Here is a 26,254-nt window from a genome sequence, read left to right as displayed (position 1 = left end):
CCTTTTCACAATTTTGTCATAGATAAAATCGAAACCAACTTAGTTATATATGTAGAAAAAAAATCACAAAAAAACACATGCTAAGATATTTTTCAGGTTACACCTGGACAACACTAAAAAAGCATTCACAAAAAGAAATATTTTCGTGAATACTCTACATTTTTCTAACTCATATCAGATTGCATATATAGAACTTATAATGAAAGTGTCTCACTTTGAATTTTATCAACTCTCACCTTTGTTCTATATAAATTCATCGCTCCTAGTGCCACAATGATTCCTACTATATAGAGCGCTAGCTGATAGCTGTTCAATATATTTACAATTAAGCCGAATAAGGATGGTGCAATGACGATAAACAATTGATTTAATGTTAAAGCTGAACTCACTGTTAAGCCGATATAACGGGGATCTGATTGCTCTGTGACACAAGCAATGAATAACGAATACCAACCGATTGCTACAAAGCCTAAAAGAAAACAAAACAGTAACATCACTAACTCTGTATGTATAACTAGTGGCAATATCACTGTTAGAACTACTGTAACAACCATCACAATGAACAACAGTTTTTCTCTTTTTTGCTCAAAGAATTGATCACTCACCCATGCAATGGCTACTCGACCAATCATCCCTCCTATTAATACAAGACTTAAATATTCCCCTGCTTGAGTTAAAGAATAATTACCTTCTTTATGCAAATAACTCATGAAATGAGCGATAATAATCATCTGTAATGACATCATGACAATACCCACGATATATATTGGATACAACCCTTTGTTGTTTTTGATTGTATTCATCTTCTCTTTAAACGACACTGATTTAGATACTGTAGCTACACTTTCTTTTGGCTCATTGTACGCTACTAAGAAAAGTAATCCTCCAGCAATCGCCATGATTCCTTGTACAATATGTACTGCAGACAATTCGTAATGATAATAAGTATACGTTAGTAGGACAGATGCTAAAGCTCCTCCGATTGGTATACCAGTTTGTCTAATCCCTAGAGCTAATCCTCTATGTTTGTCTGGAAACCATTTTACGATAGTCGTGCTTCCACCAGTTTGAGCACTTCCGTACCAGATTCCAACTAGTACTAATAACAGCAACAAAATAATATAATTATTAACGAAAACGAGTGTTAATGCTGATAGCCCTAATAAGATAGAACCCCATCCAATGATTTGTTTTTCCCCTTTCTTATCCATCCAATAACCAAAAATAATCATCGAAAAAACAGGTCCTATATTCACAGCTGAAACGATAAATCCTGTTTGTAGCGCTGATAAATCCCATTCAATTTGATAAAATGCTGCGATTGGTCCCATACCATAGGTCACAAAAGTTGCTGCCGTTTGGGATAGTGTCGCAACTAGTACGATTAACCATTTAGTATAACTATTCATAATAGGTACCTCCAAAATCTTTTTATTACACCAATGTATTTGTTCGGTATAATGAGTTAACTAGAGTTTACGCTGTATACTACTAGTCGTAAAATGGAGGAAATTGATAGGCGCTATCAAAAATTTTAATAGGGTGTGTGACAAATAATATGAACATCGAAGAAATTGCATTGAAAATTGAAATATTAGAACGTCAAAATTTAAGTAAGTCCGCCGAAATCACCAACTATACACAGTCTGCGCTTACTTCTAAAGTAAAAAAAATGGAGTCAGAAATCGGACAGCCTGTTTTTAAACGTACACCCCAAGGACTAAAAATCACCAACGTAGGTATTCAGTATAAAAACTACCTGCAACTCATTACACAAGAATACGAAGGGTTTTTAAACTCCGTTGGTGCTGATCAAGTGAAAACAAAAGTGAACTTTGGCGCATCACATACAACAATTAAGATTTATGGAGCCTCTATCGTTAATGCTTTAAATACAAATAACATTACACTTGATGTAGATTTCACAGTAGAATCTAGTAATTCTATAAATGAAAAAATACACAACTCCGAAATGGACTGTGCACTTACTAGTAATCCGATTAAACACTACCCTGATTTAGCCTATGACATCATTGCTACTGAAACATTCGATGTCATTTCAAATGATTCTCATATTGTTAATTTTGATGATCGTACACCTGTTACACTGCTTGTATTAAGTAAAGGTTGTATGTACACGCGGGCTATGGTGGAATATCTAACGAAAAATCAAATTCCATATAATATAAAAGAAATTAAATCAGTCAGCAGTATTCAAGATTTCCTAAATATTGATCAATCAATCGCTGTGTTAAATACGAAGCTAATTGACTTATATAACTATACAAACATTCATCGCTACAATTTACAGCTAAACAATGAGATTAACACTGTATATATCTATAAAAAGAATGAAAGTACGCAGAAGAGTATTCTACAACTAAAAAATGTCATTAAATCGATTATTGAAGAACCCTTATGATCGTCTATTTCGTCTAATTTTTTACAACCTATTCATTAACTTTTCACGAAAAATTTTACAAAGGAGCAAATACTATGAATTCAAATCGATTTTTACTTTTAATTGCTATTTCCCTTTTATGGTTAGTTGGTTGTTCTGATCAAGATATTAAAGTACATACAACCGAAAAACCTGATGCAGCAGAAATACTAAAGTTAGATTCAAATGCTGATATATTTCAATGGGGCGATTCTATTTATCAAACAGGCATTGATTGGGTAAATGAATTGAAGTTAGTAGAGAAAGAGCATATCGGAGAAATTGAGTTTAAAGCATCTAAACCGGAAGATTACAAAAATGGTGCGGCGAATAAACTACCAATAGGTGCTGAAATTTATTCTGTAAAAAATCACGATGACATACTTATTGTAAAATTTGAGAACGAAGTAAAACGTTATTTAGCGTCTTCAGAAGGCTAATAAAACAAATAAAAAGTGTGTTTTGAAAAAATAATTCAAAACACACTTTTGTTATATTCAATATTAAACTTTTGAGGTAGATAATGAGTATTAGAAAAAAACGTCTACTTGCGCTAATTCTCTCCTGAGTAGCGCTAATTCTCTCCGAGTAGCGCTAATTCTTTCCTGAGTAGCGCTAATTCTTTCCCGAGTAGCGCTAATTCTCTCCCGAGTAGCGCTAATTCTCTTCTGAGTAGCGCTAATCACATCCCCAGTAGCGCTAATCTATAATCCCGCTACGAATACCCCTTAATCATTCCATCATCTATTCATATCTTATGTCCGACGCATATATGCAAGGACCGTAATTGGTGCAAAGATTGCCACAATGAGCGTACCCGAAAATGCGTGTCGAACCTGCGTCAGCTTTCAAAAGAGTCGCCAGCATTCTGAAAGTGGTAGTCTTCCCTCCCCCATTTGGTCCAAGTACCCGTAGATAGTACCGGCACGAACATTCAGATTTACACCATCAACTGTACGATTGTCACCAAAATTTTTGACGATTCCCCGTGCTTCAATAGCCCATTCACTATTTGCAGCTGCTTCCGCTCTATTTTGAATACTCATTGTAATTCCTCCTTCTTAGAGCAGATTTTTGCATGTCATTCCATCAAACCCAAGAAGTTCCCCTGCATTTTTCTTTCACTAAATGTTCATGAACTTCATATGAACTCAAGAAGAACAACGAATATTATCATGTTGTAAAAGATGCGATTATTTGTATAAAAGGATTATGTACGGCGAAAGTATAAGTTCGGATATTTATTTTAAGCCTGCATATCCATCGTCTATCTAGTATAAGTTAAAAGGCGATCATTTATATGATACGGTTCAACTATATAACCCTAGATGTTTGAACGATTTTAGAAGATTTGCTAATCTGTTATTAACGAAGAAGAACAAATTATCGGAAATTCGATTGTATCAATCTTTTACATCCACCCTATATAGAAAGAAGTTGAGAGTAATTATGAAGGTTCGTTTAAAAAATGGAAATGAAGTAATGATAAAAGAAGCTACTAAAAATGATGCTCAGCAAATGATTAAATTCTACAATGTCGTAGGTGGAGAAACTGATTTTCTTTCTTTCGGAAAAAATGAATTTAATAGAGATGTGGAGGAATATAAGAAGTTTATAGATTCTACATCACTGGAACAAAACTCTATAATTTTAATAGCAACTTTAAAGGATGAAATTATAGGCATAGCTTCTATTAATTCTAGCCAAAAAGAAAGAACGAAACATGTAGGAACATTAGGAATTGTCGTGAGCGAACAGTTGATTGGACAAGGCTTAGGTAGAAAATTGATGGAAGAACTGATTAATTGGGCAACTTCAAATGGGGTGACAAAAAAAATTAGACTCGTAACGAGAGAAGATAATACTTTCGCCATTGAATTATACGAAAAACTTGGTTTTGAAAAAGAAGGACTCATAAAAAAAGACAATTTCATTAATGGCGTTTACTATAATACATTAGTGATGGGATTGTTTATTTAGATTTTGCAGAATACCATAAGAGAAATCTTTAATACTAATTAAAAAATATCTAACGTCATATTCTAATACAAAAAACATAGAAAAAAGGGACTGCTTCGCAAGTCGATAAAAACTGACTATTGGAACAGTCCCTTTTCTCATTTTCATAGGGTAACGAACAGGTTTTTAAGCTCTTTTTAAAATTGTAATCACTTAATCTACTTCCTTTTAAGATAGCTGTTTCAAATTAGCTAAAAGGAAGACTACTTAAAATATTTAAATCTAAACCATACATTTCCAACCTGCACCCCAGTGTCTTTTTAAAGATAATAAAGATATTCCAATACATATTCACCATTTTTCAATTGAGTAAAACTAAATTTTATAGCGATAGACCCAAAAGCATCAAATTCTTTTGGTCGGTATTGATAAGTAAACGTAGCAAATCCCTTTCCTTTATAAGTATCATAAACTTCTACCTTGGAAGTTGTGACTTTGTTTAGAGCCTTAGAATAGGTAGATAATATTTTTTTGGAATTGACTTTTCGCATTCCTTTTATTTTTCTACTATAATTGTCCTGACTATATTTGTGACCAAGTAAAAAGTCGTTTTTTCCGTGCACAGCAACATGTTTATTCACATACGAATTGAATGATGTAGTTTTTCCGGTATAAAGGGAATTACCATAGATTTTTATAAGTTTAGCCGCTTCTGGTTTTAATTCACTTGTTACATTTTTCATGCTGAATTTCTTAGGGTATTTTAGTACTCCTTTTTTCGAAACCGTCGCAGCTACTTGTGTAACGGCTGCAGATTTAGTTATTTGATGTGTTTTAGTTGTTTCAACTTTAGTTTCTGCTACGACTCCCATCGAACTAGATATAAGGGTACCTGCTACGATCATTGACATGACCATACCTTTTTTTAGTTTCTTACCACTTTTTTTCATCAAATCCTCCACTTCCTTCCTCGTTTTAAACAGATACTCACTTTCAATAAATATCCATATTAAAAAACCTTAACACAATATAACCATTTATTAGCATCTAAAATAATAAAACAGGTTAAAATTCCCATTAATTTGTTGATAGTAGTTAAATTGACTCAGTTCCCTTTTTGTAAAATAAGCTACATTAATCCCAAGCATTCAAAGGTTGACATCCGTCTTAATCCTCTGACTTTTAACAATCGACAATCAGACATATCTCCGTAAGTATAAGTATCTTTGCTTAATACTGAGGGATTTTGTTTTAATTATTTTTTCTAAATTGAACATACTATGTGGGATTATTAAAATTTTTGGAGGATGATATTATTTTGAAAAAAAATATAACCTCAGTTGGCATTATCTTTTGTTTACTCTCTGGTGGAGTTTGGTTACATCATGAATATCCAAATACTAAGATCGCATTTGCACTGGAACCCGAGGTACATTCAGAAAAAATTCTAAATGATAATTTTGGAATTTTAATGCAAAAATTAAGCCCCAAACTAAAAGAACAAAATTTTAAAATAGTATCACTCGGTTTTGATTCCAAAAAATATAAAATATCTATACTAGTAAATGCTAGCCAACAATATATAAACAAAAATGAAAAAAGTATTAAGAAAATCGTACATGAATCATCACAACAAACACTGTTTAAAGATTATTCAATCGATGTTTATAAGCAGATCCTAGATCCATCAGATCCACATAAATTAGCATTAGAAAGAAATGATGTGCTAACTACGCAATTTCAAGAAGACCTTAAAGCTAAGGAATATATTGAAATTGAAAGTATACGTATAAGAGATAAAGATAAGAAGCTACTTGTAGAAATAAACACATCTATACAAAAAACCACTTTATTTAATATCAATCGAGGAAAAGAAATAGAATTAGAAATCAAGAAGTCATTAACAAATTCATTTTATAAAGATGAACTCAAAAGACTAGAGGTTTTTGTCTATAATAATAATCATGTAAAGATAAACTAAAGTAAGGTGACCCACTGTATGAATATCATGGGTCACCCTCTTTATCGATAGGGAGAAGTGGACTATTAAGTCTATTTTTTTATTGATAAGTGTGAACTGGTACATCCTCTTCACTTGTTTTGATCTCTTCAATGTTATTCGAAACTTTTTTAGAATCCTTTCCTAAAAATGCTGCAAGGAAATTTAGAATAAAGGTAGCAACGATGATTCCTATAAATCCTATTGTATAGGCACCCGTCATGTCTTTTATATATCCCATTATATATGGATATACAAATCCACCTACTACAAATCCTATTCCAAGAATAAAACCATTTGCGGTTGCAACAGCCTTAGTGCCTACAGAATCTATTGCTGAGGCTAATGCAACTGGCATTCCAGTATAAACCCCAATACCAACAAGTGGCATCATAAAGGCAACTAGACCATAATTACCAGTTGCTAAAGCAAGTGTGAGGACAACTAATGTTAGTGTCATCCATAAGCCCGCAACTAAGATAAACGGCTTTCTCTTCCCCATCTTATCGGAGATTAATCCAAAAATAATGGAAGGAATGACCCCAACCAAGACATATAAGGATGTTAAAAATCCAGCAAGACCCTCTGACCAACCTGCATCTTCTATTAAAATAGTAGGTACCCAATATGCAATAACTGCATATAAACCCCATTCACCGATGAAAAAGGCGGACGCAACGATTACATTTCGATTACCTATAACCTTCAAATAGTCTTTTAAAGAGAATTTTTCACCCAATTCTTTCGCTGAGTTTTGGCGATCCGTGATATGAGGTGGATTCTTTAAAAAGAAGAAGGCTAAAATCAATACGACAATTAAGAAAATACCTCCAACAGCAGATCCATTTCTCCATCCTATGGCAGTAAGAACATAAGAAAATAAATAAAGAGCAAAAACTGTTCCCACCCCGTCAGAAGAAAACATTACCCCCATGGCAGAACCAACACCATTAGACTTTTCAAACCATTGGGCAGCCATTGTGTAAGGTCCTACAAACAATAAACCAACACCCAAACCGATAAGAGCACGAGACAATACCAATAAAGAATAATCTGGCATATATGAAAATAGAATTTGACCTATAGAACTAATCAATAATCCCCATAAAATTGTGTTTCGAGCTCCCCACTTATCGACCAATACACCCACAAAAGGTAATGTTAAGCCGCCAACTAATGCCGTAACTGAAGCCAACATCCCTGTTTGAGTATAACTGATAGATGTGTCCTCCATTATTTTAGTTATCTGGGTTGAGTACCCAATATAGGGTAGGAAACAACCTATTAAAGCTAAATAAGATAACCAAAGCATTGGCCATTGACCTTTTACTTTTATATTCTCCATAGGTGAAACACCTCCTAAATTAATTAAGAAAATAAATAATTTGATAAAAATGAATTTTCGAATAATTTGAGTTAAATCTATAATACGGATAATAGATTATTAAACTTTCTTTCAACAAATAACTACAAATTATACTTTTTTAGTTTCCTAACTATAGTCGATTGATTAACACCCAAAAGTTTAGCCATTTCCCTAGTATTTCTTGTTTTTGATTTTGCCTCTAATAATATTTGCTGTTCAGCTTTCTCAACAAAATCAACTAAACCTGGCAAATCCCCATTATCACTCACTATCACATCATCTGATAACAATGATGAGGGATAATAATTAATAAAAAAATCTTGATTAGTAATAACAAATCTTTCAATTATATTTTCAAGTTCCCGAACATTCCCTGGCCATGAATATTTTTTTAATCTTTCTAACATCAGTTCATCAATTTCCTTTTTTTTATTATATTTTTCGGTAAAAAATTGAAGATAGTAAAATGCAAGAGCCTGTATATCTTCTTTTCTTTCTCTAAGAGGAGGGATATTAATAGGAACGACATTAAGTCGATAATACAAATCTTCTCTAAATGATTTTTCTTTTACTTTTTTTTCGAGATTTTGATTTGTAGCTGCAATAATACGCATATCTATAGATATATCTTCTACTCCCCCTACTCTTTTTATCTTTTTTTCTTGTAAAACCCTCAAAAGTTTTACTTGAAGATTTACGGGCAGTTCACCAATTTCATCTAAAAATATCGTACCTTTATTAGCCAATTCGAAAAACCCTATTTTCCCTCCCTTTCTAGCACCTGAAAATGAACCATCTTCAAAACCAAATAACTCCGATTCTATCAAGTTCTCAGGTATAGCTCCACAGTTTATTGTGATAAATGGATTTTCATTTCTGTTACTCAAACTATGAATTCTATTAGCAATTATTTCTTTTCCAACGCCAGTTTCACCTAAAATGAGTACTGTGGAGTCAAACGGTGCAATGGATTTAACTAGATTGTCTATATCTTTCATTTTCTTACTTTCGTAAACAAAATTTTTTTTATTTGAATTTTCTTGCTGAATTCTTATTACTTCTTGCTGATAGCTAGAGAGAAGACTTTTAACTTCGTTTAGCGTTACTGTTAACTCATTTATTTCGGTAGACTCTTTAGTAATAGATATAACACGAACAATTTTCCCATCATTATCCTTTACAGGAACAGATTCAATTGTAAAAACTTCCCCAGTCTTTGTATATTGCAATCCTCGCTCTCTTTTCCCTGTATTAAGTACTTTTGCAGTAACAGATGGATAGAATTCTTTTTGTCTTTCTAAATCAAAAACATTTTTCGCTAGATATTGTTGATCATCTTTAGCAGTCGCAAATATGATATTTCCATATCCATCCGTGATAAGTATGTTTTCAAAAAAATTATAAAAAATAGATTCCAGTTCTTTATTTATCCATTTATCTGAAGCAATATGGTCACTTATTTTTTGACCAATTTGCCCATCAATGATACTTTCTATTTTTTGAAATTTATTTTTTAAAATTGATTCGTTATTCTTTTTTAGTGAAATTTCATATTCATTATTAACTACGGGTTTCGTCATAATCTGTTCTAAAGACAGTGATAGAGCATTTTTGAAACCGATATCCTTCACTTTTTTATACAAAGTAGATCTGTTAATATATCCTATAGTTTTTTCATCTTCTTTCAAAATGAGCCATTGACAATCTACCTCTAATGCCTTGAGAAGGATTATTTCAATGGTGGTTGGCCATGGAATACAAACAGCATTGTGTATATGATGTTTTCCAATATCCATACCTATCACCCCTAATTTGATATTATTTGGTATTAACTAAGGAAGCGATTTAATATATGGTTGCGAAAATGTCGCAACCATATATACAACTAATACATTAAGAAGAGAAATCCCAAGTAACAGTTCGAAGATGTGTCATATCTAACATTGTATATCTTCCACCAATACGTCCCCAGCCTGTGCTAGTTCCAGCTGCGCCCCCGAATGGTACATGAGGCTCCCAATAACCGCCATGTTCATTGATAATCGTATTTCCAGTTCGTAAATTATTCATATATTTAAAGGCACGTGCTGAGCTTTTTGTATATACAGCAGACTGTAGTCCCAAATAAGAGTCATTACCAATTCTGATAGCCTCTTCATCACTACTCACAGTAATGATTGGTACAATCGGTCCAAAAGTTTCATGCTGATTGATTAAAGTATCTATTCCTACTTTATCAATAACTGTAGGTTCGAAATAAAGATTCGTTGGATAATTTGTTGCTCTTTTACCTCCTAAAAGAACTTCTGCACCTTTTTCGAGAGCATCTTGTACATGAGATTCCATTTTTGAAGCTACGGCTGCATTGTTCATCGGCCCAACTTTTGTTGACGCATTAAATGGATCTCCTAATGACCATTTTTTTGCCTCTTCAACTACACGTTCTACGAACTCATCGTGAACTTGTTGATGAACAAGAACCCTTGCCGTAGCACAGCAAACTTGACCTCCATTAAAGAATCCTCCATGAACAGCTCCTTTTGCTGCAGCATCAAGATCAGCATCTTCACAAACAATTGTTGGACCATTACCACTTGCTTCAATAATGGATGGTTTTAAGCCCGCTGCGCGGACAATTTTATTAGCAGCAGTATGGGATCCGATAAATCCAATTGCATCAACTTCAGGATGTTCAATCAATTGTTGTCCTACTACTCCGTCACCATAAACCAAGTTAAATACTCCTGGTGGGATGTCCGCTTCGTGCATAATTTCTGTAAACAGACTAATAATGCCTGGTGTATACTCTGAGGGTTTAAGAACAATTGTATTTCCTGCTGCAATTGCAGGAGCTACAAATTCTGCTAGCATAAGCGTTGGGAAGTTCCATGGAATAATGATTCCATAAACACCATTTGCTTTACGGAATGTGAAAATTCTTTTATTTTTATCTAGAGATGGGATAATTGCAGTTTCCATACGTTTAGCATCTTCTGCAGCGATTCTAAATAGTTCTGCTGATTCTTCTATATCTGGAAGTGATTCACCTTCATATGGTTTACCTTGTTCCAGAGTAAGAGCACGGCTTAATTTTTCTTTATTTCGATCAATTGCATCAGCGATTGCGTAACAAACGCGACCACGGTCCCATGCAGTTAAAGGTTCCCAAGATAATTGAGCTTTTCGTGCTGCAGCAACAGCAGCATCAATTTCTTCTTTAGTAGACTCTGGAGCTCGATGTATTATTTCACCAGTAACCGGCGAAACTATTTCACGTACGTTTTCACTAACTGACTCTGACCATTCTCCATTAATAAAATTTTGTAATACTACCGTTTTAGTTTGCATAACAACAACCCCTTTTTTAGTTTTTATACTTAATAAAAAATATTTTGATTAAATAGAAGAGAGTTTTATAACATTACGAAACTAATATCTTATATATTACCTAATTAATAGTATTTTTTACTTTTATTTGTTCGTTCTTAATTTGCTCTTGTTCACAATAAGACGAAAGTAAAGTGATATTCTTTTGGGCTAAATAAGAAACAAACTTCACAGGATCAATACACTGTTCAGCAGGTTTTACACCTTTCCCTTCGATTTCTTTATTTAATAACATTTGGGCTACGATTGATGCAGGCATACTTGTGACATACGCTAACGCATTAATATTCCATTTTTCCTGCCAGCCACATAATAATTCAAATTTAACAGATGCTTTTTTTCCTGCTTTAATTCCTTTTACTTCAACCATTAGTTCATCTGTTCCCCACTGAGGATTTTCAGAAATTGTTTCTTTCAGCAAAGATACCAACTTTTGTCTAGGGGAGAGAGAGTTATTGCTACGAGTATCGTTAAGCATTCCCAATTGTTCAAACACATTAATCTTTTGAATTGTTGACGGATCCCAAGTGTCTTTATAAGTTATTTCTTTCACTTGTGGAAAACTTATTGGCAACGTAGCTAACTCAGAATGAAGAATAGAGTATGTTCTTTGAGCACCAATTTTCTCATTGAAAATTGTATCCTCTTCATCACTCAAAGGTGGTATTTCATATAAATGTCCTTCTTTAACAACCATTGCATTTTTAGTAGCTTCATCTATGATGGTATCAATAGCAAAAGGGAATGTTACTCCTGTAGTTGTAGATCCATAACGAATATGGATTTCTTCAGCAATGTCTAATAATTCTACTCCATATCTACTTAAGACATTGGAGATACCAGGGTCCGATCCCATACCTGGAATTGAAAGAACACCTGCCTCTTTCATAAATTCATCAAGTTTAAGTTGTTCTTTAGTTAAGGTATAGAGCCCACCCAAATCTAGTACATCTACTTTTGCAGCAGCTGCCATTTTCATGACATCAATGTTAAACATGTAATTGGTTGCATTTACACATACCTTAGCTTGTTTCAATAAATCAATCGTATTTTCATAATTTCTAATATCTAAGGAATGCACTTCTAAATTTTTTGCATTTAACTCATTTTTTAGTTGTTGGAGTTTACCAAGGTCCATATCAGCTCCAATTACCTCTACTCCACTTTCAACTAAATCTCTAACAATAACATTTCCAATAGTTCCAGCTGCACCTAATACAATAACTTCTTTCAAGATCCTAATCCTCCTTTCACCTAATTAAGGTGTTTTTACACTCGTTTAAATACATTGCAAAATACGTGCCAAGTTTTAAAACCCCATAGATAGGTAATTATTATCCAGCTAAATCTTACTAAGATGGCATCTTGCATCAAAAATAGGCAATATTGCATCAAAATTTTGAAAAAGTAATTTTATTACACCTATTCTTTGGAATATATTTTATATTAAACTAGTTTATTACTTTTACACTTTCCTTTGAAGATCTAATGACAAATACAATTCAAGATGCCGTAAATAATTAGGTAAAACAAAAAAGCCATTCCTCTAGTCTTTGGCCGGACAGAAAGGAATGACCTTATCGAATTTTGCCTAACAATCACATGTTAATAGTGAACGCAAGTAGTATACGATAACCAATGTGCGGGAACACGATGTAAAGATTAACTAAAATAAGGTGACCCAGTGTTTGAATATCATGGGTCACCTTATTTTCGATTAATTATACTTTAATTCAAAACTATCCTGAACTTATTTTATGTAAAGTATTTGCGAGTAATTCAAGAACGCTCAACGATGGTATTGCTTGCCCTTAAAGTACTTTTCCTTCATTTTGTACTTATATTATAAAATACCAAAAAAAAGATACTTTATAAGTATAATATTCTTTCTAATATGATGTACAATATATTAGGCTTTGTTCAAGATTTTAAACAACTAGACAGGAGTACACATCATGCGATCTTCACTTTTTTCATACCTAGCGCTCTTATTTGCTGTATTTGCGTTATCAACATCAGCTATTTTTGTGAAAATAGCTGATGCCCCACCAGCCATTACTGCATTTTATCGCTTATTTTTTGCGATGCTCATATTATTACCTTTTTTAATCGGGAAAAAGAGTTACCGACAAGAACTTGTTAGCTTAACTAAAAAGCAATGGGGATTAGGGATACTTTCCGGCCTATTTTTAGCCTTTCATTATGTATTATGGTTTGAATCATTAGAATACACATCTGTTGCTAGTTCAACAGTAATCGTAACGTTACAACCTCTATTTTCTATGGTTGGAGGTTATTTTCTATTTAAAGAACGCTTTTCGAAAGGTGCTATTTTTGGCTGCTTTGTAGCGATTTTAGGTAGCCTTATCATTGGCTGGCAGGACTTACAAATAAGCGGCGACGCACTATACGGAGATTTTTTAGCCTTTATCGCAGCAGGCATTATTACTGGCTACTTCTTTATAGGACAATCTGTTCGAAAAGAATTATCACTTATTCCGTACTCAGTTATAGGCTATGGGAGTAGTGCTATCTTTTTGGCCATCTATGCACTTTGCCTGAATGAATCTTTTACTAATTACTCTTCAACTACATGGTGGGCTATAATTGGGCTTGCGTTTATTGCTACTATTTTAGGCCAGACGATCTTCAATTGGCTGCTTAAATGGATCAGCACTTCTATTATCTCAATGAGTATTTTAGGAGAAACGATTGGCACTTGTATTCTTGCTTACTTCATTTTGGGAGAAGTCATTTCCATAGAGCAAGGTGTAGGTATTGTCGTTATTTTAATTGGATTAGCTATATTTCTAATCCAGCAACGAAAAACAAATTAAACGAAATAACAACGGCTATACTTATTATCAAGACCTAAATTAAAAAAAGAAAAATAAATAAAAGGGCGTTACATATTTTATATGACTAATATGTAGCGCTCTTTTATTTTTATTAAACTAAAGCATCCAAGAATTTATCCATAGATTATTTGTGGATTAGCTTCATAAGTTAGCAATTTAAAGGAAACCACACTCTATGTTTCTAACGAGTGATTTTTGCACCAGAACCACTTTTTCCATACCGATCATCACACACTTTTTTTAGAGTAATAGTATCAGTATGTCCAAGATTATAGGTTAAAATTGCAATTGTCTTGAAGTTCTTGCACTAGAACCCAACTTTCTTATATAAACCTTCCACTTGATAGATAGTTATTTTTATTTAACTATGTTGTTTTGATTTTTCTCGAATAGAGTCAATCGTATCTTGTAAGGAAATACGATTAGGATTCGTGATTATTTCGATTACAACTGGACCATCAGCCGAAAGGGAAGACTCGAGTGCCGCCTGAAACTCTTCGTGCGTGGTTGCTCTAAAACTTTGTACACCCAACGATGCGCCTAAACTTTCAAAATTCACGTTGTTCAAATCCGTTCCGATAACCCTCTCTGGATAATGCATTTCCTGATGCATACGAATCGTTCCGTACATGCTATTGTTGAAGACAAGAGCAATCACCGGAATCTTGTACCGAGCTGCCGTCTCTAACTCCTGTACCGTCATCATAAATCCACCGTCACCGGATAACGAAACAACTACCTTTCCAGGTTGCGCTACCTTTACACCGATTGCCGCAGGAAGACCATAACCCATGGCTCCTGAAGTTGGGCCAATATATGTTTTTGACCGATTGAACGAATAGAAGCTATGCAGCCAGCCTGCAAAGTTGCCCGCATCATTTGTAATCACCGCGTCTTCCGGAAGTGTATCCTGAAGAATGCGGATAATTTCTCGGTTATCCACGTTGTGCTGCTCTTCTTTGGCGACATTGTTCCCGGCACTCTCATACGCTTCACGGCGTTCTTTCGCCCACTGTTCCCAAGTATCATTTACATTCATTTTAAGTAAAGCTTTTAACGCTTCCTTTGCGTCTGATACAATCCCTACATTAGGGCTGTATACCTTGCCAAGCGTCTCATATTCAATGTCAATATGGACAAGCTTCATATTTCTACTGAAAATTTCGTAATCTTGCGTCGTTACCTCAGATAATCGAGTCCCTACTGCCAGCACCAAATCCGCTTTTCTCATCGTGTCCAATACTGGCGCAAACGTGCCCAATCCGGAATGCCCGACGTACAATTCGTGATGATTCGGGAATACGTCATGGCGGCGGAAAGACGCCATCACCGGGATCTTGAATTTTTTCGCCAATTGAATAAGGACCTGCTCCCCATCTGCAGCTATCACACCACCACCGGCTAAAATGAGTGGACGCTCCGCTTTTTCCAGCAATCGCTGCACCGCCTGCACTTCCTGTTCACTGGGGCCCGGAGCCGGAACCGGTGCTACAGGTCCGAAACTCATCTCTGCTTCCTCCACGAGAACGTCTTCCGGAAGCGCTATCACAACAGGGCCAGGGCGTCCGCTTTTTGCCACACGAAACGCGCGCTGCACGAGCTCCGGGATGCGTTCAGCATCTTTAATTTCCACGGTCCATTTTGCGATATGGCCAAAGTACTGATCAAGCTCTACTTCCTGGAATCCTTCCCTGCCACGGAATTTACTATGAACTTGTCCTAAAAAGACAACCATCGGTGTAGAATCCTGGTAAGCAGTATGAATCCCGATAGCAAGGTTCGCTCCTCCTACCGCCCTCGTCGCCATTGCTACACCAGGCTTTCTTGTCGCTTTGCCGTACGCCTCAGCCATGAAAGCTGCACCACCTTCATGACGTGTTGAAATTAGTTGGATTGTTTGCGATTCATAAATGCTATCCATTAAAGGTAAATAGCTTTCACCAGGAACACAGAATGCGTGTTCTACACCTTCCAGCTTCATGCATTCTACAATTGCACTTGCTCCGCTCATCACTTTGTTCATTGTTAATTCTCTCCTATCATTTTCAAATAATAAAACATCATTTCAAATATAGATAAAAATTAACCACGGATGGTTACTCGCGTTTTAATCCGCTGAATTGCTTCCTGTAACCGTTCAGTTGGAACAGACAAAGATATTCTAGAACAACCTTCCCCATATTCTCCGAATGCGGTGCCTGGTGTCACAATTACCCCGGCTTCTTCAAGCAACTTGGTCGTGAATTCGCTAGATGTGTATCCATTAGGCACCGATGCCCAGATGAAAAAGTTCCTTTTGGTGTATCGGCTTCAATTCCTTTCTCCCGAAGCGCCGCTAGCATTCCTTCCATCCGCTTCGTACCATCCGATCCATCACCTTCGGATTGAGGCTATGAAATTCACACGCTATGTTTTTAGAAGTAATCCATTTGATTCCTTCATCATCCAGTCCTAACTTATTAACTCCATAGCTTTCTCCCATATCACAGTTTATATCAATACGTTTCATAACCACCCCTACTTATTTCAATTTATAAAAATGGTATTTCTCTTTTTATTTATAATCTAATATTAAACCAAAAAAACTAAGTATTCAAACAATTTGTAAAATAATGTAACATGTTTTTTCTACTTTACATTACTTTCATGACTATCCCCTCCTTCGAGAACTTTCCAAAAAAAATCTGGTTAAGATATATTATGTAATTGTTTTAATACAACGATCCGCAATGATTAAGTATCTTGATAGAATAATTATTTTATTAATTAACAAAACTATTGTAATATAGTTAAATAGAGGGAGGATTTACAGTGTCTAAAATTACAAAAAGGATCATTTTTGGTTTGTTAAGTTTAATAGTCATTTTCATTCTAGTGATGACTTGGTTTTATCCTTATTCGTTTTTCAGTGTTTATAAAAGTTATACTTATACACCTGACTCCTATGTTGTTGATGGATATGTGAAAAGATTGACTAATTTCAAAGATTCTTATGATGAAAATTCGAAAGACAACATAACAGCAGTTCAAACACCATCTGTTTTGCAATTATATGAACAGGATTGGTTAGTAAATAAAGATTCTGTACGTATGACAGAAGATGATATTGATATGATGTTATTCAGAGTAAAAGGTGTCAGGGAGACATTGCTTAATCTTACTATTCAAGAGGGATATACATCTGATCAAAGACCATATTTACTTGATTGTATAAAAAACTCTTTATCGTTTGAAGAATATCTTGTTGAAATGAAAAACGATAAGTTCGTGTCGAGAAGTACACTAAACACTAGCTACAATAATCTCTATGGTGCTTTCGAAGGTAGTCTCATGTTGTTTGTAGTTTTTTATGAGGTTTCACAAACTAAATAAATCTGCTTTCATGCGTTTCAGTTATACCGTAGCAAAAAATTTGGCCTCTTTTAGGAGGTCTTTTATTATTCTCTTCTCATCATAATAGAAAAGGTTTTCTTATTGGATTTCTGACATGTTTAAAAATAATTTGTTTTATCCATTGCAAGTAAATTCTATTGAATAACTGCTAGACTACTTTTCTGTTTATCTTTATATGCCATCATTCCACTAATAAAAAAACAAAGAAGTATTAATAATGTAAAGGTAAAAAAGTTGAAAAAGACTGCGTTGGAATAGATGCTTAGTAAAGGAATTTTCGTTTCTTCACGATATATTGGGTTTACTTCGGCAAGAAGGGATTTTAATTGAATTGCTCTTATAAGAGTAGTGCTTACAATCAAAATCATCCCTAATAAGCTACCAGCTACAATCATTCGAATAGTCCCCTTCTGCAAGTGGCTATACATAAATTTATGCATATAACTGATAGACATAGCGATGAAAACAATAATAAATGGAAATAAAAAAAAGAATGGAAATAAACCGATATTACCATTTCCCCCACCATTATTAGTAGGAGCAATTGCTGTTAAATTGGCAAAAATAAAAGCGCCGATTGTTAAGACTGTACTTAAAATATAGATAATAAAATAAAGGTACCTTGTTAGTTTTTTCACGCATTACAACTCCTTTATAATCTATATTATACATTAATTGGAAATCTAAAAATAGTTTATATCAGCATGTACAACTAAAGATAACTTTATTTTTTCTCCTCATGAACACCCTCTACCGATTTAAATTCAGATCAAACATTTATAAAAATCACGTATCCACAATGTAATTAAATGGATTCAAACGGTAAATACACCTCTTTCATTTCTCTTATTCTTAATCAATAATTTTGACAAATTAACATCTATTTTATATAATGAATGACAGTCAGTCATGAAATGAGGAATACACAATGTCAAAAGAAGAAAAGATTATTCTTGCTGCTATCGATGTTTTCCGTGAAAAGGGTGTTGAAAAAACAAAAGTATCTGATATTGTGAAATCTGCTGGAATAGCTCAAGGTACTTTTTATTTATACTTCCCATCTAAACTATCCGTGATGCCGGCAATTGCAACTATAATGGTAGAGAAAATTATGACGGAAGTGAACCACCGCTTCCAAGTTAATGCGTCGATTGAAGACAAATTAGAGCAAATTGTCGATGCTGTTTTCTATTTAACAAAAGAGTATCGTGACGTCTTTGCACTTGTTTATGCTGGAATCACTCAAACTGAGCATTTGAAAGAATGGGAGACTATTTATGCACCTTTTTATGAATGGATGAACAACTTCTTAAAACAAGCTCAAAATGCCGGAGATATACGCGACTCACTTAATACTGAACGATCCTCTAAGTTGATTATTGGTCTAATTGAATCTGCAGCTGAACAAATTTATTTATATGATGATTTTGATGAAGAAAATGCAGCACTTCAAAAACAAGAATTACTCGATTTTTTACATCATGCATTAGGGCTTCGTAATTAAATTATGAACCTTTTGCGCTCAAAAAATGACTGATAGTCAGTCATTATGTACTGACAAAGAATAAGGTAGCTAATATTGATTACGAAAGGAATTATAAATATGACTAAAGATTGGTTGTATGTTGTTTTAACTTGTTTGTTTGAATTAATTTGGGTCTTCGGTTTTAATACTGCAAGTACTTGGTGGCATTGGGCTATTATATTAGTATTTATTGCGGTAGATTTCCACTTCTTATCTAAAGCTTGTGAGAACTTACCAACCGGCACTGTCTATGCTATTTTCGCAGGAGTCGGTACAGTTGGCACGACATTAATGGATGTATTTTTATTTGGTGGAGAATTTAGCTTAGCAAAAGGGATTTTCATGGTGATTCTTGTTGCGGGCGTTATTGGATTAAAATTAGCTGATAATCATACGAATGATGAAAATGATTTGAAAGGAGTGCATTAACGATGGGTTGGATATTTGTATTTTTAGCTGCAATGTCGGAAATTGTAGGCGTTATCGGTTTAAAGTTATACAGTCAGAATAAAACAATTCAAAATTTGATTCTTTACATTGGTGGTTTCGGCTTATCATATGCTCTCCTCTACACTTCGTTTAACTATTTACAATTAAGTATTGCTTACGCTGTATGGATCGGTATCGGTACTGTCGGCGCTGTTTTGATTAATATGATTCTTTTTGGAGAATCTAAAAGTGTAGCACGTGTTATTAGTATTATTGCGATAGTTATTGGGGTAGCTGGGTTGAAGGCTGTTTCTTAAAATTGTAATGTAATATTATTGTGTAGAAAAAGATCCCGTCATTAATTCGGAAACGAACTGATGACGGGGTCTTTTGTTAATTTCTCATAATAAGTTATCTTACTCATTTAGATAATACTTCTTCCATGGCTTCTAACATGCTTCGCCATGATTTTTCCGTTTGTGGTGCAAAGTGTGACCATTCAGGATGTAATTCGTGAGTTAAAGTGAGTTCACAGCCTGTCTTGGTTGTTACTATGTCAATGTTAACACGCGCTGCATCCGGTGCTTCTTTTGGAATACCCCAAGTAAATACTAGTCGTTTCGGTCGATCAATTTCTAAATACTCTCCCCGATGATCAATCTCCTTGCCTTCTCTTAGATCAACAAATGAGAAAGAGCCTCCCACGCTTCCGTCAATTTCTACACGTTGAATATTCCCTTTTGGAAACATCCATTTCTTCACTTTTTCAGGGTCAATCCATACTTCAAAAACCTTATCTGATGAAATATTAAAGTTATAAACTACAACTGCATTCGTATTTGATTGAGTATTCAACAATATCATCTCCAATTGGTATAATAAGGTTAGTCTGTGCTTTGAATTATTTCGAATAACCAATTACTTTACCTTGTATTTCTTTTAGAGGTAGTAAACCAAAGTCCTTACTGTCAATTCCTCGCCACCATTGGTCAACAAGAACATATACTGTATTTTCTTCTACTATAACAGGTTCTATATTTAAATTGAAATAATCACGAGTAGTTTGTTCATTTTCAATATTTGAAGCATCTACATTTTTGAAATAAGATTTTTCGTCCATTCCACGTATTAACGCTTTGCCATAAAAAGTATCTAGAACTTTATCATCAATACAAACTTGACCATTTTGTATTTCGATTGTTTCACCTGATAAACCAACAACTCTACCTAAATAACTGCGAGGCAATTTAGGGTTTTTAGTTAATTCGGATTCAGGCATATTAAAATAAATGACATCGCCCCTTTGTAACGAGGGGTAATTCGGTTCTATCACCAAAGCGCTATTCTCTGAAGTCTCATATTCGTGTTTTCCTCTATCCATCGTATCCAAGTTCCATTCCACTATAAATTGTTCTTCTTTTCGTGATACCGTCGCAAGTTTTAAAGGTGTAACATCATCAGTTATAAATTCTGGGGTTATCGTATTTGTAGAGTCATTTTTTTGAAAACATCCTACTAACACTATAGTAAAAAGTACGATTAATAATTTTTTCATTACACCCTCCTTATTTTCTAGATATCCCCATAATTATCCCTTAATTCCTTTTTACACTCAATTTAATGACACTTTTATACACTTTTTAAGCACGGCTTAAGATTTCAACAATGAGATTTAACAAAGCAAACCTTATAAGCTTTCATTCATCAATACCCAAAAATGAATATAAACACTCATAAGAATTTATTGTACAATAACAAATATGGTTCACCTATACAGGAGGAATAATATTGTACAAATATTCATATGAAATTCCTGAACAAATGTCGATGCAAAATAGATTACCACTTACTGATGAATTTGGTAACGTTCATTGTTACATAAAAAAGCGAAAACCTAGAATATTGACTCGTATTGTTAATAATTTATTTAGTCTTACGCTTAATTATTGCTTTGAGGCAGTGGATCGACATGAAAAAAACATCTATAGTATTAGTACTTTAAAATTTAAATTAGACTACATGTTAACAACAACGTTTCAAAAAATAGTTCTGAAAAGAATGCGTGAGCAATTAATCGAAAGTAAATATACTTGGCAAGATAATTCAGATACATACGTATTTCTTCAACACTATTCACTAGAAGTACGTTTATTTAAAAATGATGAAAAAATTGCTACAGTGAAGCTTCTAGACTCTAGGAATTCGGATGAGTTAGATATTGTAATCATCACTCTTTTAAAAGAAGATGATGCCAATTTAGCAACATTAATGGCCGTCCTCTATCATAGTTTGTATTACTATAACCGTTATGATAGTACACTTTTAGGTACATCTATTTCCCTTCTTGATGCCATATAGAACATAAACACTTTCTATAAACAGCTTTCAAATGTTCATATTTATTAAAAAACCCGTTCAAATTCTTGAACGGGTTTCTAATTTTTAATAAATAAAAAATCTTAATCAAATATGGGAACTTAAGTTGAATTTTCTATGAATTAATATCATTAAATATCCACTTATATTTCCTTCCATTTCGGTAAATAAGTAAGTATATTACTACTAATTTACTATTTTAAAAATTTGCCAATACATATCTCAGTTTTATAATGTAAAGTTACTTTTCCATCTTGTTGATATTTAAAAAACAAATTTTGAAGTTCTTGAATAAATTGATCATAATTACTATGTAATCTTGATGGTGTATAGGATAACGATAATGCACCACCAATAAAACCTTCCTCCGTTATTGAATGCCAATTATCATAGTATTCTTTCGTATAATCTTGTCCGAAAAAGTTCACCTTTTCCCTATGCGGGTCAAAGTTTGATATTCCAGCTGTAGTTTTAACTTTATACTTATAGACAGTATTTATATATTCTTTAGCAAAATCACTATCTGTTTGCATATCGTTCCACAAAATAACAACGTATCCACCCTCTTTCAAAATACGTTGGAATTCTGCTTTACATAATTGCTTATCAAACCAATGAAATGCCTGTGCAATGGTAATCACATCTACACTATTCTCTTTTATTTGAGTTCTTTCTGCAGGTGCGTTAATATATTCAATGTTTTTATTAGGCGAGCAATACTCCTTGCATTCTGATAGCATCTCAATATTTGGTTCAACAGCCAGCATCCTACAACCTAATCTACCTAATAAATGAGTAAGTAATCCTGTCCCTGCACCAATATCCGCGATTGTAGATTGTTTTCCAATTCCCAATTCTTTCATTATATTTACAACTTCTTCTGGATAAGTTGGTCTACCAATAGCATATTCTTTTGTTTTGTTATCAAATTCATTCTGCATAATAATTCCCCTCTCTCCATTGAAATGAAGTTTAAACGACTAACTTTCTCCTTTAGTACACTACAATTCAACATAAAAAGCGTTAATCCTTCTTGGATCAACGCTCCCATAGGTTAAGTGTATTTATTCAGAAATTTAGTAGGTTTTGCATAAATAAATCTGTTCATGCATTACATGAATGCTGCCCCTTTAGTTGAACAAGACTATGTAGAAACAGGCTAATTCCATAAAAGAATTAGCTTGTTTCTTTTCACCTTATATTTCAAAATCTTTAATATCAGCAATTGGGCGTAGTACTCTTACTGAGTCAAACTCTTTTAAAGGCTCTCCATTTTGGATTTTCTTTACCCAATCGTGATTAGCCAATGCTCCTCTTCCTAGAGTGACAATATCAGCATGACCATAATTAATAATTTCAGAAGCTCTTTCTAGTTTCTCTAACTGTCCATTTGCAATAATAGGTAATTGACTATATTCTTTTGCAAGTGCTACAAGAGAATCTTTTCCTGTTTCAAATGCGGGCTTCCACGCTTCAAATTCTGTTACATGTATGTAATCAAGACCAGCTTTTCCTAATGTTCCAAAGATAATTTTCGCATCTTGTTCTTTTGCTGACCACTTATATGTGTAATCATTCACTTTGGATTGTGAAATTCTAATACCAACGGTAAAGTCTTTTCCAACTGCTTTTCTAACATCCTGAATTGTTTCTACTAATAACCTAACTCTATTCTCTGTAGTACCTCCATATTCATCATTACGTTTGTTAGTATTTTCCGTTAGAAAAGCATTTAATAAATAACCATTTGCGCCATGCAATTCTATGCCGTCAAAACCAATAGATTTAGCACGTTTAGCAGCATCGACAAAACTCATTTTAACATCCGCTATTTCTTCTTTTGTTATTTCTCTTGGTAATCTAAAGGGTCCTTCGCCTAAATAAAATTTAAGCTGCTCTCCTTTGGGCTGAACAGAAGAAGGGGCAATTGTTTCAAAAACAAAACGATTACCTTGAGATAATGGTCCAGTATGTTGTAACTGCATAAAGATTTTTGTTCCTACTGAGTGAACAGCATCAACAACTTTTTTCCACTCTTGTGCTTGGTCATCAAAAGCAATGCCTGGTTGATAATGATATGATTGACTATGTTTATCATCAATATAAGTACCTTCAGTAATAATAAGTCCAAACCCACCTGCAGCAAAGGAACTATAGTATTTAACCATTTTATCTGTTACAAATCCATTTTCAGTAGCACTAATACGTGTCATTGGTGCCACACCTACTCGATTTTTTAAAGTAATCCTTCCTATATTAAATGGTTCAAATAGCATTTTTGTATCTGACATGTTAATTACCTCCTGCTTATTAATTTTATTTTATTTTTGGTGATTATTTCAATTAATAACCTCTTCCTTATTCAACTAAACCGCTTCGTTAGTTGAATAAAAAAAGAGCTGTTAAGACAGCTCAAAATCTACTACTAGTGCCCCCGTTATATGAAATCGGCTTGAATAATCGATTTCAGAGTGTTTCTTATTTAGCCTAATTTATGTTCATTAATAAGTGAAATGCTATCATTTTCATGTTCATGGAGTTCAAAAACAATCAGTTCATTTTCACCTTTTTTCAACAGTGGCCCAGGTAAGTATAAGGTCTCCTGCGGACCAACCTCCCAATATCTACCAAGATTAAATCCATTAATAAATACAACCCCTTTTTTCCAGCCAGGCAACTCAACAAATGTATCCCCAATCTCCTCAACATCAAACTTTCCACGGTAGAAGGTCGGGAGACCATTATGCTTAACGGCGTTTTTCTTAAAAATAAGTTGTTCAATATTATCGAGGGGCAATGTATAAATTGTCCAATCGAATAGGAACTGGTAATGGAATCGAACACCACGGGTAATCCCCTTCTTATCATATAACTCCGGTCCATAATTCACTCGCCCCATATTTTCAACGAGAATTTCCAAAGTGGCCCCGTCTTTTGGAATCTCAATATCAAGCGAATTGTTGTCCCACTGATCAATTAAACCGATATATTGTCTATTAACGAATACAAGTGCTCTATCTTTCACATCCTTAATGGTTAATGGAGCTTTTTCATGTGGTCCATTAATAAAAGTCTTATACAATGTAAATCCGTAATTCTGACCCAATTCTTCCATTGTTTCTGGATTTGCACGTTGTATTGGCTGAGAAATATTTTCTAGCGCATCGAATAGACTAATAGATTCTTCCATTTTTACGGAACCATAACTGACTTTCGGTATCGGTGCCGGCAATACAAGTTCACCAATGTCTCGGAGTTTAGTAAGCGCCTCTCTGACAGCATAAAATTTAGGAGTAATCTCTCCAGCCTCACTGATTGGACAGTCGTAGTCATAGCTGGTAACCGTAGGTAAATACTTGTCGTCATAATTAGCACCATTATAGAAACCAAAGTTCGTTCCACCATGGAACATGTAAAAATTAACTGAATTTCCTTGTTCAATCATGTCAAAAAAGGTTTTAGCTGTATCTTGAGGATCCCGTGTATGATGCTCCTCACCCCAATGGTCAAACCATCCGTTCCAATATTCCATAACAATATTTGGGGTATCCGGGAAATGTTCCTGCAATTTTCCAAAAGCCTGTTCTGGCATCGAACCAAAGTTTACGGTTGCCAAAACATTTTCGACTGTTCCACCCTTTAACATTAAATCAGATGGACCATCTGATGTGAACAATAGCACATCCATGCCACGCGAAATCATACCATCTCGCAAATGCTTTAAATATGCCTTGTCATTACCAAAACTTCCATACTCATTTTCTACTTGCATGGCAATTATCGGGCCGCCATTTGTCGATAACAGCGGACGCATTTTTTCTAATAATACATCATAATAACGATCCACTTTTTCTAAAAATGGCTCATAGTATGAACGAACGCGCATATTTCGATCAGCAAGTAGCCAAGCTGGCAAACCGCCAAACTCCCACTCCGCACAAATATAAGGACTTGGGCGGACGATAACATATAAGCCCACTTTTTCAGCAATTTGAATAAATTTTTCAATATCTGCGATTCCTGAAAAGTTAAATTCCCCTTCTTTCGGCTCATGCAGATTCCATGCCACATATGTCTCTACACAATTAAAGCCACATGCTTTCAGCTTTAGCAACCGATCCTCCCAGTATTCTGGAACAATTCGAAAGTAATGTATCGCTCCAGAAATAAGCTGAAATGGCTCTCCGTTCAAATATAAATCTTTTCCTTTTACCGTTAAATTAGACAAATGACTTCTCTCCCTTTTAGTTTGTGTGCATGTACAAGAATAGAGCATTTAATTAAGTCTCTAATTCATTACTTGACCTTACTCCTCCAACCTTCTACATCGTTCATACCAAAAACAACATTTTGATTTGTTAAATTAATATTTACCTTTTCAAAGTTACGAAAATTATCTACAGTTAGACTTTTAAGCTTCATTAGTATCCTCTCTATTTAGTATTTAACATCTTTTTATCTATTTGAAAAAATTTCCCATCACTATTATAATATCAGAAAAATTAAAAAAGTAATAACCTCA

25 protein-coding genes and 1 pseudogene are annotated in these 26,254 nt (G+C 34.2%); 10 read left to right on the top strand and 16 right to left on the bottom strand.

The window, feature by feature from the left end:
* Nucleotides 1-194: 194 nt before the first annotated feature.
* Nucleotides 195-1,409 (bottom strand): MFS transporter, encoded by a 1,215-nt coding sequence (locus tag AC3IS5_RS09405; RefSeq protein WP_489427568.1) that lies wholly within the window; start codon nt 1,407-1,409, stop codon nt 195-197.
* 149 nt (nt 1,410-1,558) lie between these two features.
* Here AC3IS5_RS09405 and AC3IS5_RS09400 point away from each other — a divergent pair, with 149 nt between their 5' ends.
* Together AC3IS5_RS09400 and AC3IS5_RS09395 are read left to right on the top strand one after the other, a co-directional pair.
* Entirely contained in the window at nt 1,559-2,422 is an 864-nt protein-coding gene (locus AC3IS5_RS09400; protein ID WP_489427567.1) for a LysR family transcriptional regulator, read from the top strand.
* A gap of 74 nt (nt 2,423-2,496) precedes the next feature.
* Nucleotides 2,497-2,880 (top strand): hypothetical protein, encoded by a 384-nt coding sequence (locus AC3IS5_RS09395; protein ID WP_489427566.1) that lies wholly within the window; start codon nt 2,497-2,499, stop codon nt 2,878-2,880.
* Nucleotides 2,881-3,253: 373 nt separating this feature from the next.
* Here the strand turns inward: AC3IS5_RS09395 and AC3IS5_RS09390 are convergent.
* Nucleotides 3,254-3,486: pseudogene (locus tag AC3IS5_RS09390) on the bottom strand (ATP-binding cassette domain-containing protein); the annotation flags it as partial.
* A 403-nt stretch (nt 3,487-3,889) separates the two neighbouring features.
* Between AC3IS5_RS09390 and AC3IS5_RS09385 the strand changes: the two are divergent.
* Nucleotides 3,890-4,420, top strand: coding sequence for a GNAT family N-acetyltransferase (locus tag AC3IS5_RS09385; RefSeq protein WP_489427565.1), 531 nt, complete (start codon nt 3,890-3,892; stop codon nt 4,418-4,420).
* A gap of 299 nt (nt 4,421-4,719) precedes the next feature.
* On the opposite strand, the gene AC3IS5_RS09380 is transcribed toward AC3IS5_RS09385, so the two are convergent.
* A complete protein-coding gene (locus tag AC3IS5_RS09380) occupies nt 4,720-5,349 on the bottom strand; it encodes a hypothetical protein (protein ID WP_489427564.1) in 630 nt (209 codons plus the stop codon).
* Nucleotides 5,350-5,717: 368 nt separating this feature from the next.
* Between AC3IS5_RS09380 and AC3IS5_RS09375 the strand changes: the two genes are divergently transcribed.
* On the top strand, nt 5,718-6,380 hold the full coding sequence (locus tag AC3IS5_RS09375) for a hypothetical protein (protein WP_489427563.1): 663 nt from the start codon (nt 5,718-5,720) through the stop codon (nt 6,378-6,380).
* Nucleotides 6,381-6,459: 79 nt separating this feature from the next.
* Here AC3IS5_RS09375 and AC3IS5_RS09370 read toward each other — a convergent pair whose 3' ends face one another.
* The 4 genes from AC3IS5_RS09370 to AC3IS5_RS09355 all read right to left on the bottom strand — a co-directional run bounded on the left by AC3IS5_RS09370 (nt 6,460) and on the right by AC3IS5_RS09355 (nt 12,385).
* Nucleotides 6,460-7,743, bottom strand: a complete 1,284-nt coding sequence (locus AC3IS5_RS09370) for an MFS transporter (protein WP_489427562.1) — start codon at nt 7,741-7,743, stop codon at nt 6,460-6,462.
* 122 nt (nt 7,744-7,865) lie between these two features.
* Complete coding sequence (locus tag AC3IS5_RS09365; protein WP_489427561.1) at nt 7,866-9,560, bottom strand: sigma-54 interaction domain-containing protein; 1,695 nt, start codon at nt 9,558-9,560, stop codon at nt 7,866-7,868.
* A 97-nt stretch (nt 9,561-9,657) separates the two neighbouring features.
* Complete coding sequence (locus tag AC3IS5_RS09360) at nt 9,658-11,112, bottom strand: aldehyde dehydrogenase family protein (RefSeq protein WP_489427560.1); 1,455 nt, start codon at nt 11,110-11,112, stop codon at nt 9,658-9,660.
* Between the two features lie 100 nt (nt 11,113-11,212).
* Nucleotides 11,213-12,385: a saccharopine dehydrogenase family protein gene (locus AC3IS5_RS09355; RefSeq protein WP_489427559.1), complete on the bottom strand. Its 1,173-nt coding sequence runs from the start codon at nt 12,383-12,385 to the stop codon at nt 11,213-11,215.
* Nucleotides 12,386-13,106: 721 nt separating this feature from the next.
* On the opposite strand from AC3IS5_RS09355, the gene AC3IS5_RS09350 reads away from it, so the two are divergent.
* Nucleotides 13,107-13,988, top strand: coding sequence for a DMT family transporter (locus AC3IS5_RS09350; protein WP_489427558.1), 882 nt, complete (start codon nt 13,107-13,109; stop codon nt 13,986-13,988).
* A gap of 382 nt (nt 13,989-14,370) precedes the next feature.
* On the opposite strand, the gene AC3IS5_RS09345 is transcribed toward AC3IS5_RS09350, so the two are convergent.
* The 3 genes from AC3IS5_RS09345 to AC3IS5_RS09335 all read right to left on the bottom strand — a co-directional run bounded on the left by AC3IS5_RS09345 (nt 14,371) and on the right by AC3IS5_RS09335 (nt 16,518).
* Nucleotides 14,371-16,032 carry a thiamine pyrophosphate-dependent enzyme gene (locus AC3IS5_RS09345; RefSeq protein ID WP_489427557.1) on the bottom strand — a complete coding sequence of 554 codons (1,662 nt, stop codon included), beginning with the start codon at nt 16,030-16,032 and terminating at the stop codon, nt 14,371-14,373.
* A gap of 59 nt (nt 16,033-16,091) precedes the next feature.
* Entirely contained in the window at nt 16,092-16,280 is a 189-nt protein-coding gene (locus AC3IS5_RS09340; protein WP_489427556.1) for an aminotransferase class I/II-fold pyridoxal phosphate-dependent enzyme, read from the bottom strand.
* A gap of 64 nt (nt 16,281-16,344) precedes the next feature.
* On the bottom strand, nt 16,345-16,518 hold the full coding sequence (locus tag AC3IS5_RS09335; protein WP_489427555.1) for a LamB/YcsF family protein: 174 nt from the start codon (nt 16,516-16,518) through the stop codon (nt 16,345-16,347).
* Nucleotides 16,519-16,820: 302 nt separating this feature from the next.
* Between AC3IS5_RS09335 and AC3IS5_RS09330 the strand changes: the two genes are divergently transcribed.
* Complete coding sequence (locus AC3IS5_RS09330) at nt 16,821-17,381, top strand: hypothetical protein (RefSeq protein WP_489427554.1); 561 nt, start codon at nt 16,821-16,823, stop codon at nt 17,379-17,381.
* A gap of 155 nt (nt 17,382-17,536) precedes the next feature.
* On the opposite strand, the gene AC3IS5_RS09325 is transcribed toward AC3IS5_RS09330, so the two are convergent.
* On the bottom strand, nt 17,537-18,040 hold the full coding sequence (locus AC3IS5_RS09325; protein WP_489427553.1) for a hypothetical protein: 504 nt from the start codon (nt 18,038-18,040) through the stop codon (nt 17,537-17,539).
* 290 nt (nt 18,041-18,330) lie between these two features.
* On the opposite strand from AC3IS5_RS09325, the gene AC3IS5_RS09320 reads away from it, so the two are divergent.
* The 3 genes from AC3IS5_RS09320 to AC3IS5_RS09310 all read left to right on the top strand — a co-directional run bounded on the left by AC3IS5_RS09320 (nt 18,331) and on the right by AC3IS5_RS09310 (nt 19,673).
* Nucleotides 18,331-18,906: a TetR/AcrR family transcriptional regulator gene (locus AC3IS5_RS09320; RefSeq protein WP_489427552.1), complete on the top strand. Its 576-nt coding sequence runs from the start codon at nt 18,331-18,333 to the stop codon at nt 18,904-18,906.
* Nucleotides 18,907-19,005: 99 nt separating this feature from the next.
* Complete coding sequence (locus AC3IS5_RS09315) at nt 19,006-19,356, top strand: DMT family transporter (protein WP_489427551.1); 351 nt, start codon at nt 19,006-19,008, stop codon at nt 19,354-19,356.
* 2 nt (nt 19,357-19,358) lie between these two features.
* The gene (locus AC3IS5_RS09310; RefSeq protein WP_489427550.1) at nt 19,359-19,673 is read left to right on the top strand and encodes a DMT family transporter; all 315 of its coding nucleotides are present in this window, start codon (nt 19,359-19,361) and stop codon (nt 19,671-19,673) included.
* 103 nt (nt 19,674-19,776) lie between these two features.
* Here the strand turns inward: AC3IS5_RS09310 and AC3IS5_RS09305 are convergent, their stop codons facing one another.
* Nucleotides 19,777-20,211: an SRPBCC family protein gene (locus tag AC3IS5_RS09305; RefSeq protein WP_489427549.1), complete on the bottom strand. Its 435-nt coding sequence runs from the start codon at nt 20,209-20,211 to the stop codon at nt 19,777-19,779.
* A gap of 46 nt (nt 20,212-20,257) precedes the next feature.
* On the bottom strand, nt 20,258-20,911 hold the full coding sequence (lepB, locus tag AC3IS5_RS09300; protein ID WP_489427548.1) for a signal peptidase I: 654 nt from the start codon (nt 20,909-20,911) through the stop codon (nt 20,258-20,260).
* Between the two features lie 233 nt (nt 20,912-21,144).
* Between lepB and AC3IS5_RS09295 the strand changes: the two genes are divergently transcribed.
* Entirely contained in the window at nt 21,145-21,714 is a 570-nt protein-coding gene (locus AC3IS5_RS09295; RefSeq protein WP_489427547.1) for a tubby C-terminal domain-like protein, read from the top strand.
* Between the two features lie 212 nt (nt 21,715-21,926).
* Here AC3IS5_RS09295 and AC3IS5_RS09290 read toward each other — a convergent pair whose 3' ends face one another.
* The 3 genes from AC3IS5_RS09290 to AC3IS5_RS09280 form a co-directional block, all read right to left on the bottom strand.
* Nucleotides 21,927-22,673 (bottom strand): class I SAM-dependent methyltransferase, encoded by a 747-nt coding sequence (locus AC3IS5_RS09290; protein ID WP_489427546.1) that lies wholly within the window; start codon nt 22,671-22,673, stop codon nt 21,927-21,929.
* A 255-nt stretch (nt 22,674-22,928) separates the two neighbouring features.
* Nucleotides 22,929-24,023 (bottom strand): NADH:flavin oxidoreductase, encoded by a 1,095-nt coding sequence (locus tag AC3IS5_RS09285; protein WP_489427545.1) that lies wholly within the window; start codon nt 24,021-24,023, stop codon nt 22,929-22,931.
* Between the two features lie 191 nt (nt 24,024-24,214).
* Nucleotides 24,215-25,960, bottom strand: coding sequence for a glycoside hydrolase family 35 protein (locus AC3IS5_RS09280; protein WP_489427544.1), 1,746 nt, complete (start codon nt 25,958-25,960; stop codon nt 24,215-24,217).
* Between the last annotated feature and the right edge of the window lie 294 nt (nt 25,961-26,254).

It is taken from the genome of Viridibacillus sp. KH_047 (assembly GCF_057838945.1).
The sequence above is the reverse complement of the archived record's forward strand: the minus strand, read 5'-3'. Positions and strand labels throughout refer to the sequence as shown.

Coding starts and splice junctions, on each gene's coding strand:
- AC3IS5_RS09405 (WP_489427568.1), bottom strand. CDS start 1,409: ATGAATAGTTATACTAAATGGTTAATCGTACTAGTTGCGACACTATCC.
- AC3IS5_RS09400 (WP_489427567.1), top strand. CDS start 1,559: ATGAACATCGAAGAAATTGCATTGAAAATTGAAATATTAGAACGTCAA.
- AC3IS5_RS09395 (WP_489427566.1), top strand. CDS start 2,497: ATGAATTCAAATCGATTTTTACTTTTAATTGCTATTTCCCTTTTATGG.
- AC3IS5_RS09385 (WP_489427565.1), top strand. CDS start 3,890: ATGAAGGTTCGTTTAAAAAATGGAAATGAAGTAATGATAAAAGAAGCT.
- AC3IS5_RS09380 (WP_489427564.1), bottom strand. CDS start 5,349: ATGAAAAAAAGTGGTAAGAAACTAAAAAAAGGTATGGTCATGTCAATG.
- AC3IS5_RS09370 (WP_489427562.1), bottom strand. CDS start 7,743: ATGGAGAATATAAAAGTAAAAGGTCAATGGCCAATGCTTTGGTTATCT.
- AC3IS5_RS09365 (WP_489427561.1), bottom strand. CDS start 9,560: ATGGATATTGGAAAACATCATATACACAATGCTGTTTGTATTCCATGG.
- AC3IS5_RS09360 (WP_489427560.1), bottom strand. CDS start 11,112: ATGCAAACTAAAACGGTAGTATTACAAAATTTTATTAATGGAGAATGG.
- AC3IS5_RS09350 (WP_489427558.1), top strand. CDS start 13,107: ATGCGATCTTCACTTTTTTCATACCTAGCGCTCTTATTTGCTGTATTT.
- AC3IS5_RS09345 (WP_489427557.1), bottom strand. CDS start 16,032: ATGAACAAAGTGATGAGCGGAGCAAGTGCAATTGTAGAATGCATGAAG.
- AC3IS5_RS09335 (WP_489427555.1), bottom strand. CDS start 16,518: ATGAAACGTATTGATATAAACTGTGATATGGGAGAAAGCTATGGAGTT.
- AC3IS5_RS09320 (WP_489427552.1), top strand. CDS start 18,331: ATGTCAAAAGAAGAAAAGATTATTCTTGCTGCTATCGATGTTTTCCGT.
- AC3IS5_RS09315 (WP_489427551.1), top strand. CDS start 19,006: ATGACTAAAGATTGGTTGTATGTTGTTTTAACTTGTTTGTTTGAATTA.
- AC3IS5_RS09310 (WP_489427550.1), top strand. CDS start 19,359: ATGGGTTGGATATTTGTATTTTTAGCTGCAATGTCGGAAATTGTAGGC.
- lepB (WP_489427548.1), bottom strand. CDS start 20,911: ATGAAAAAATTATTAATCGTACTTTTTACTATAGTGTTAGTAGGATGT.
- AC3IS5_RS09290 (WP_489427546.1), bottom strand. CDS start 22,673: ATGCAGAATGAATTTGATAACAAAACAAAAGAATATGCTATTGGTAGA.
- AC3IS5_RS09285 (WP_489427545.1), bottom strand. CDS start 24,023: ATGTCAGATACAAAAATGCTATTTGAACCATTTAATATAGGAAGGATT.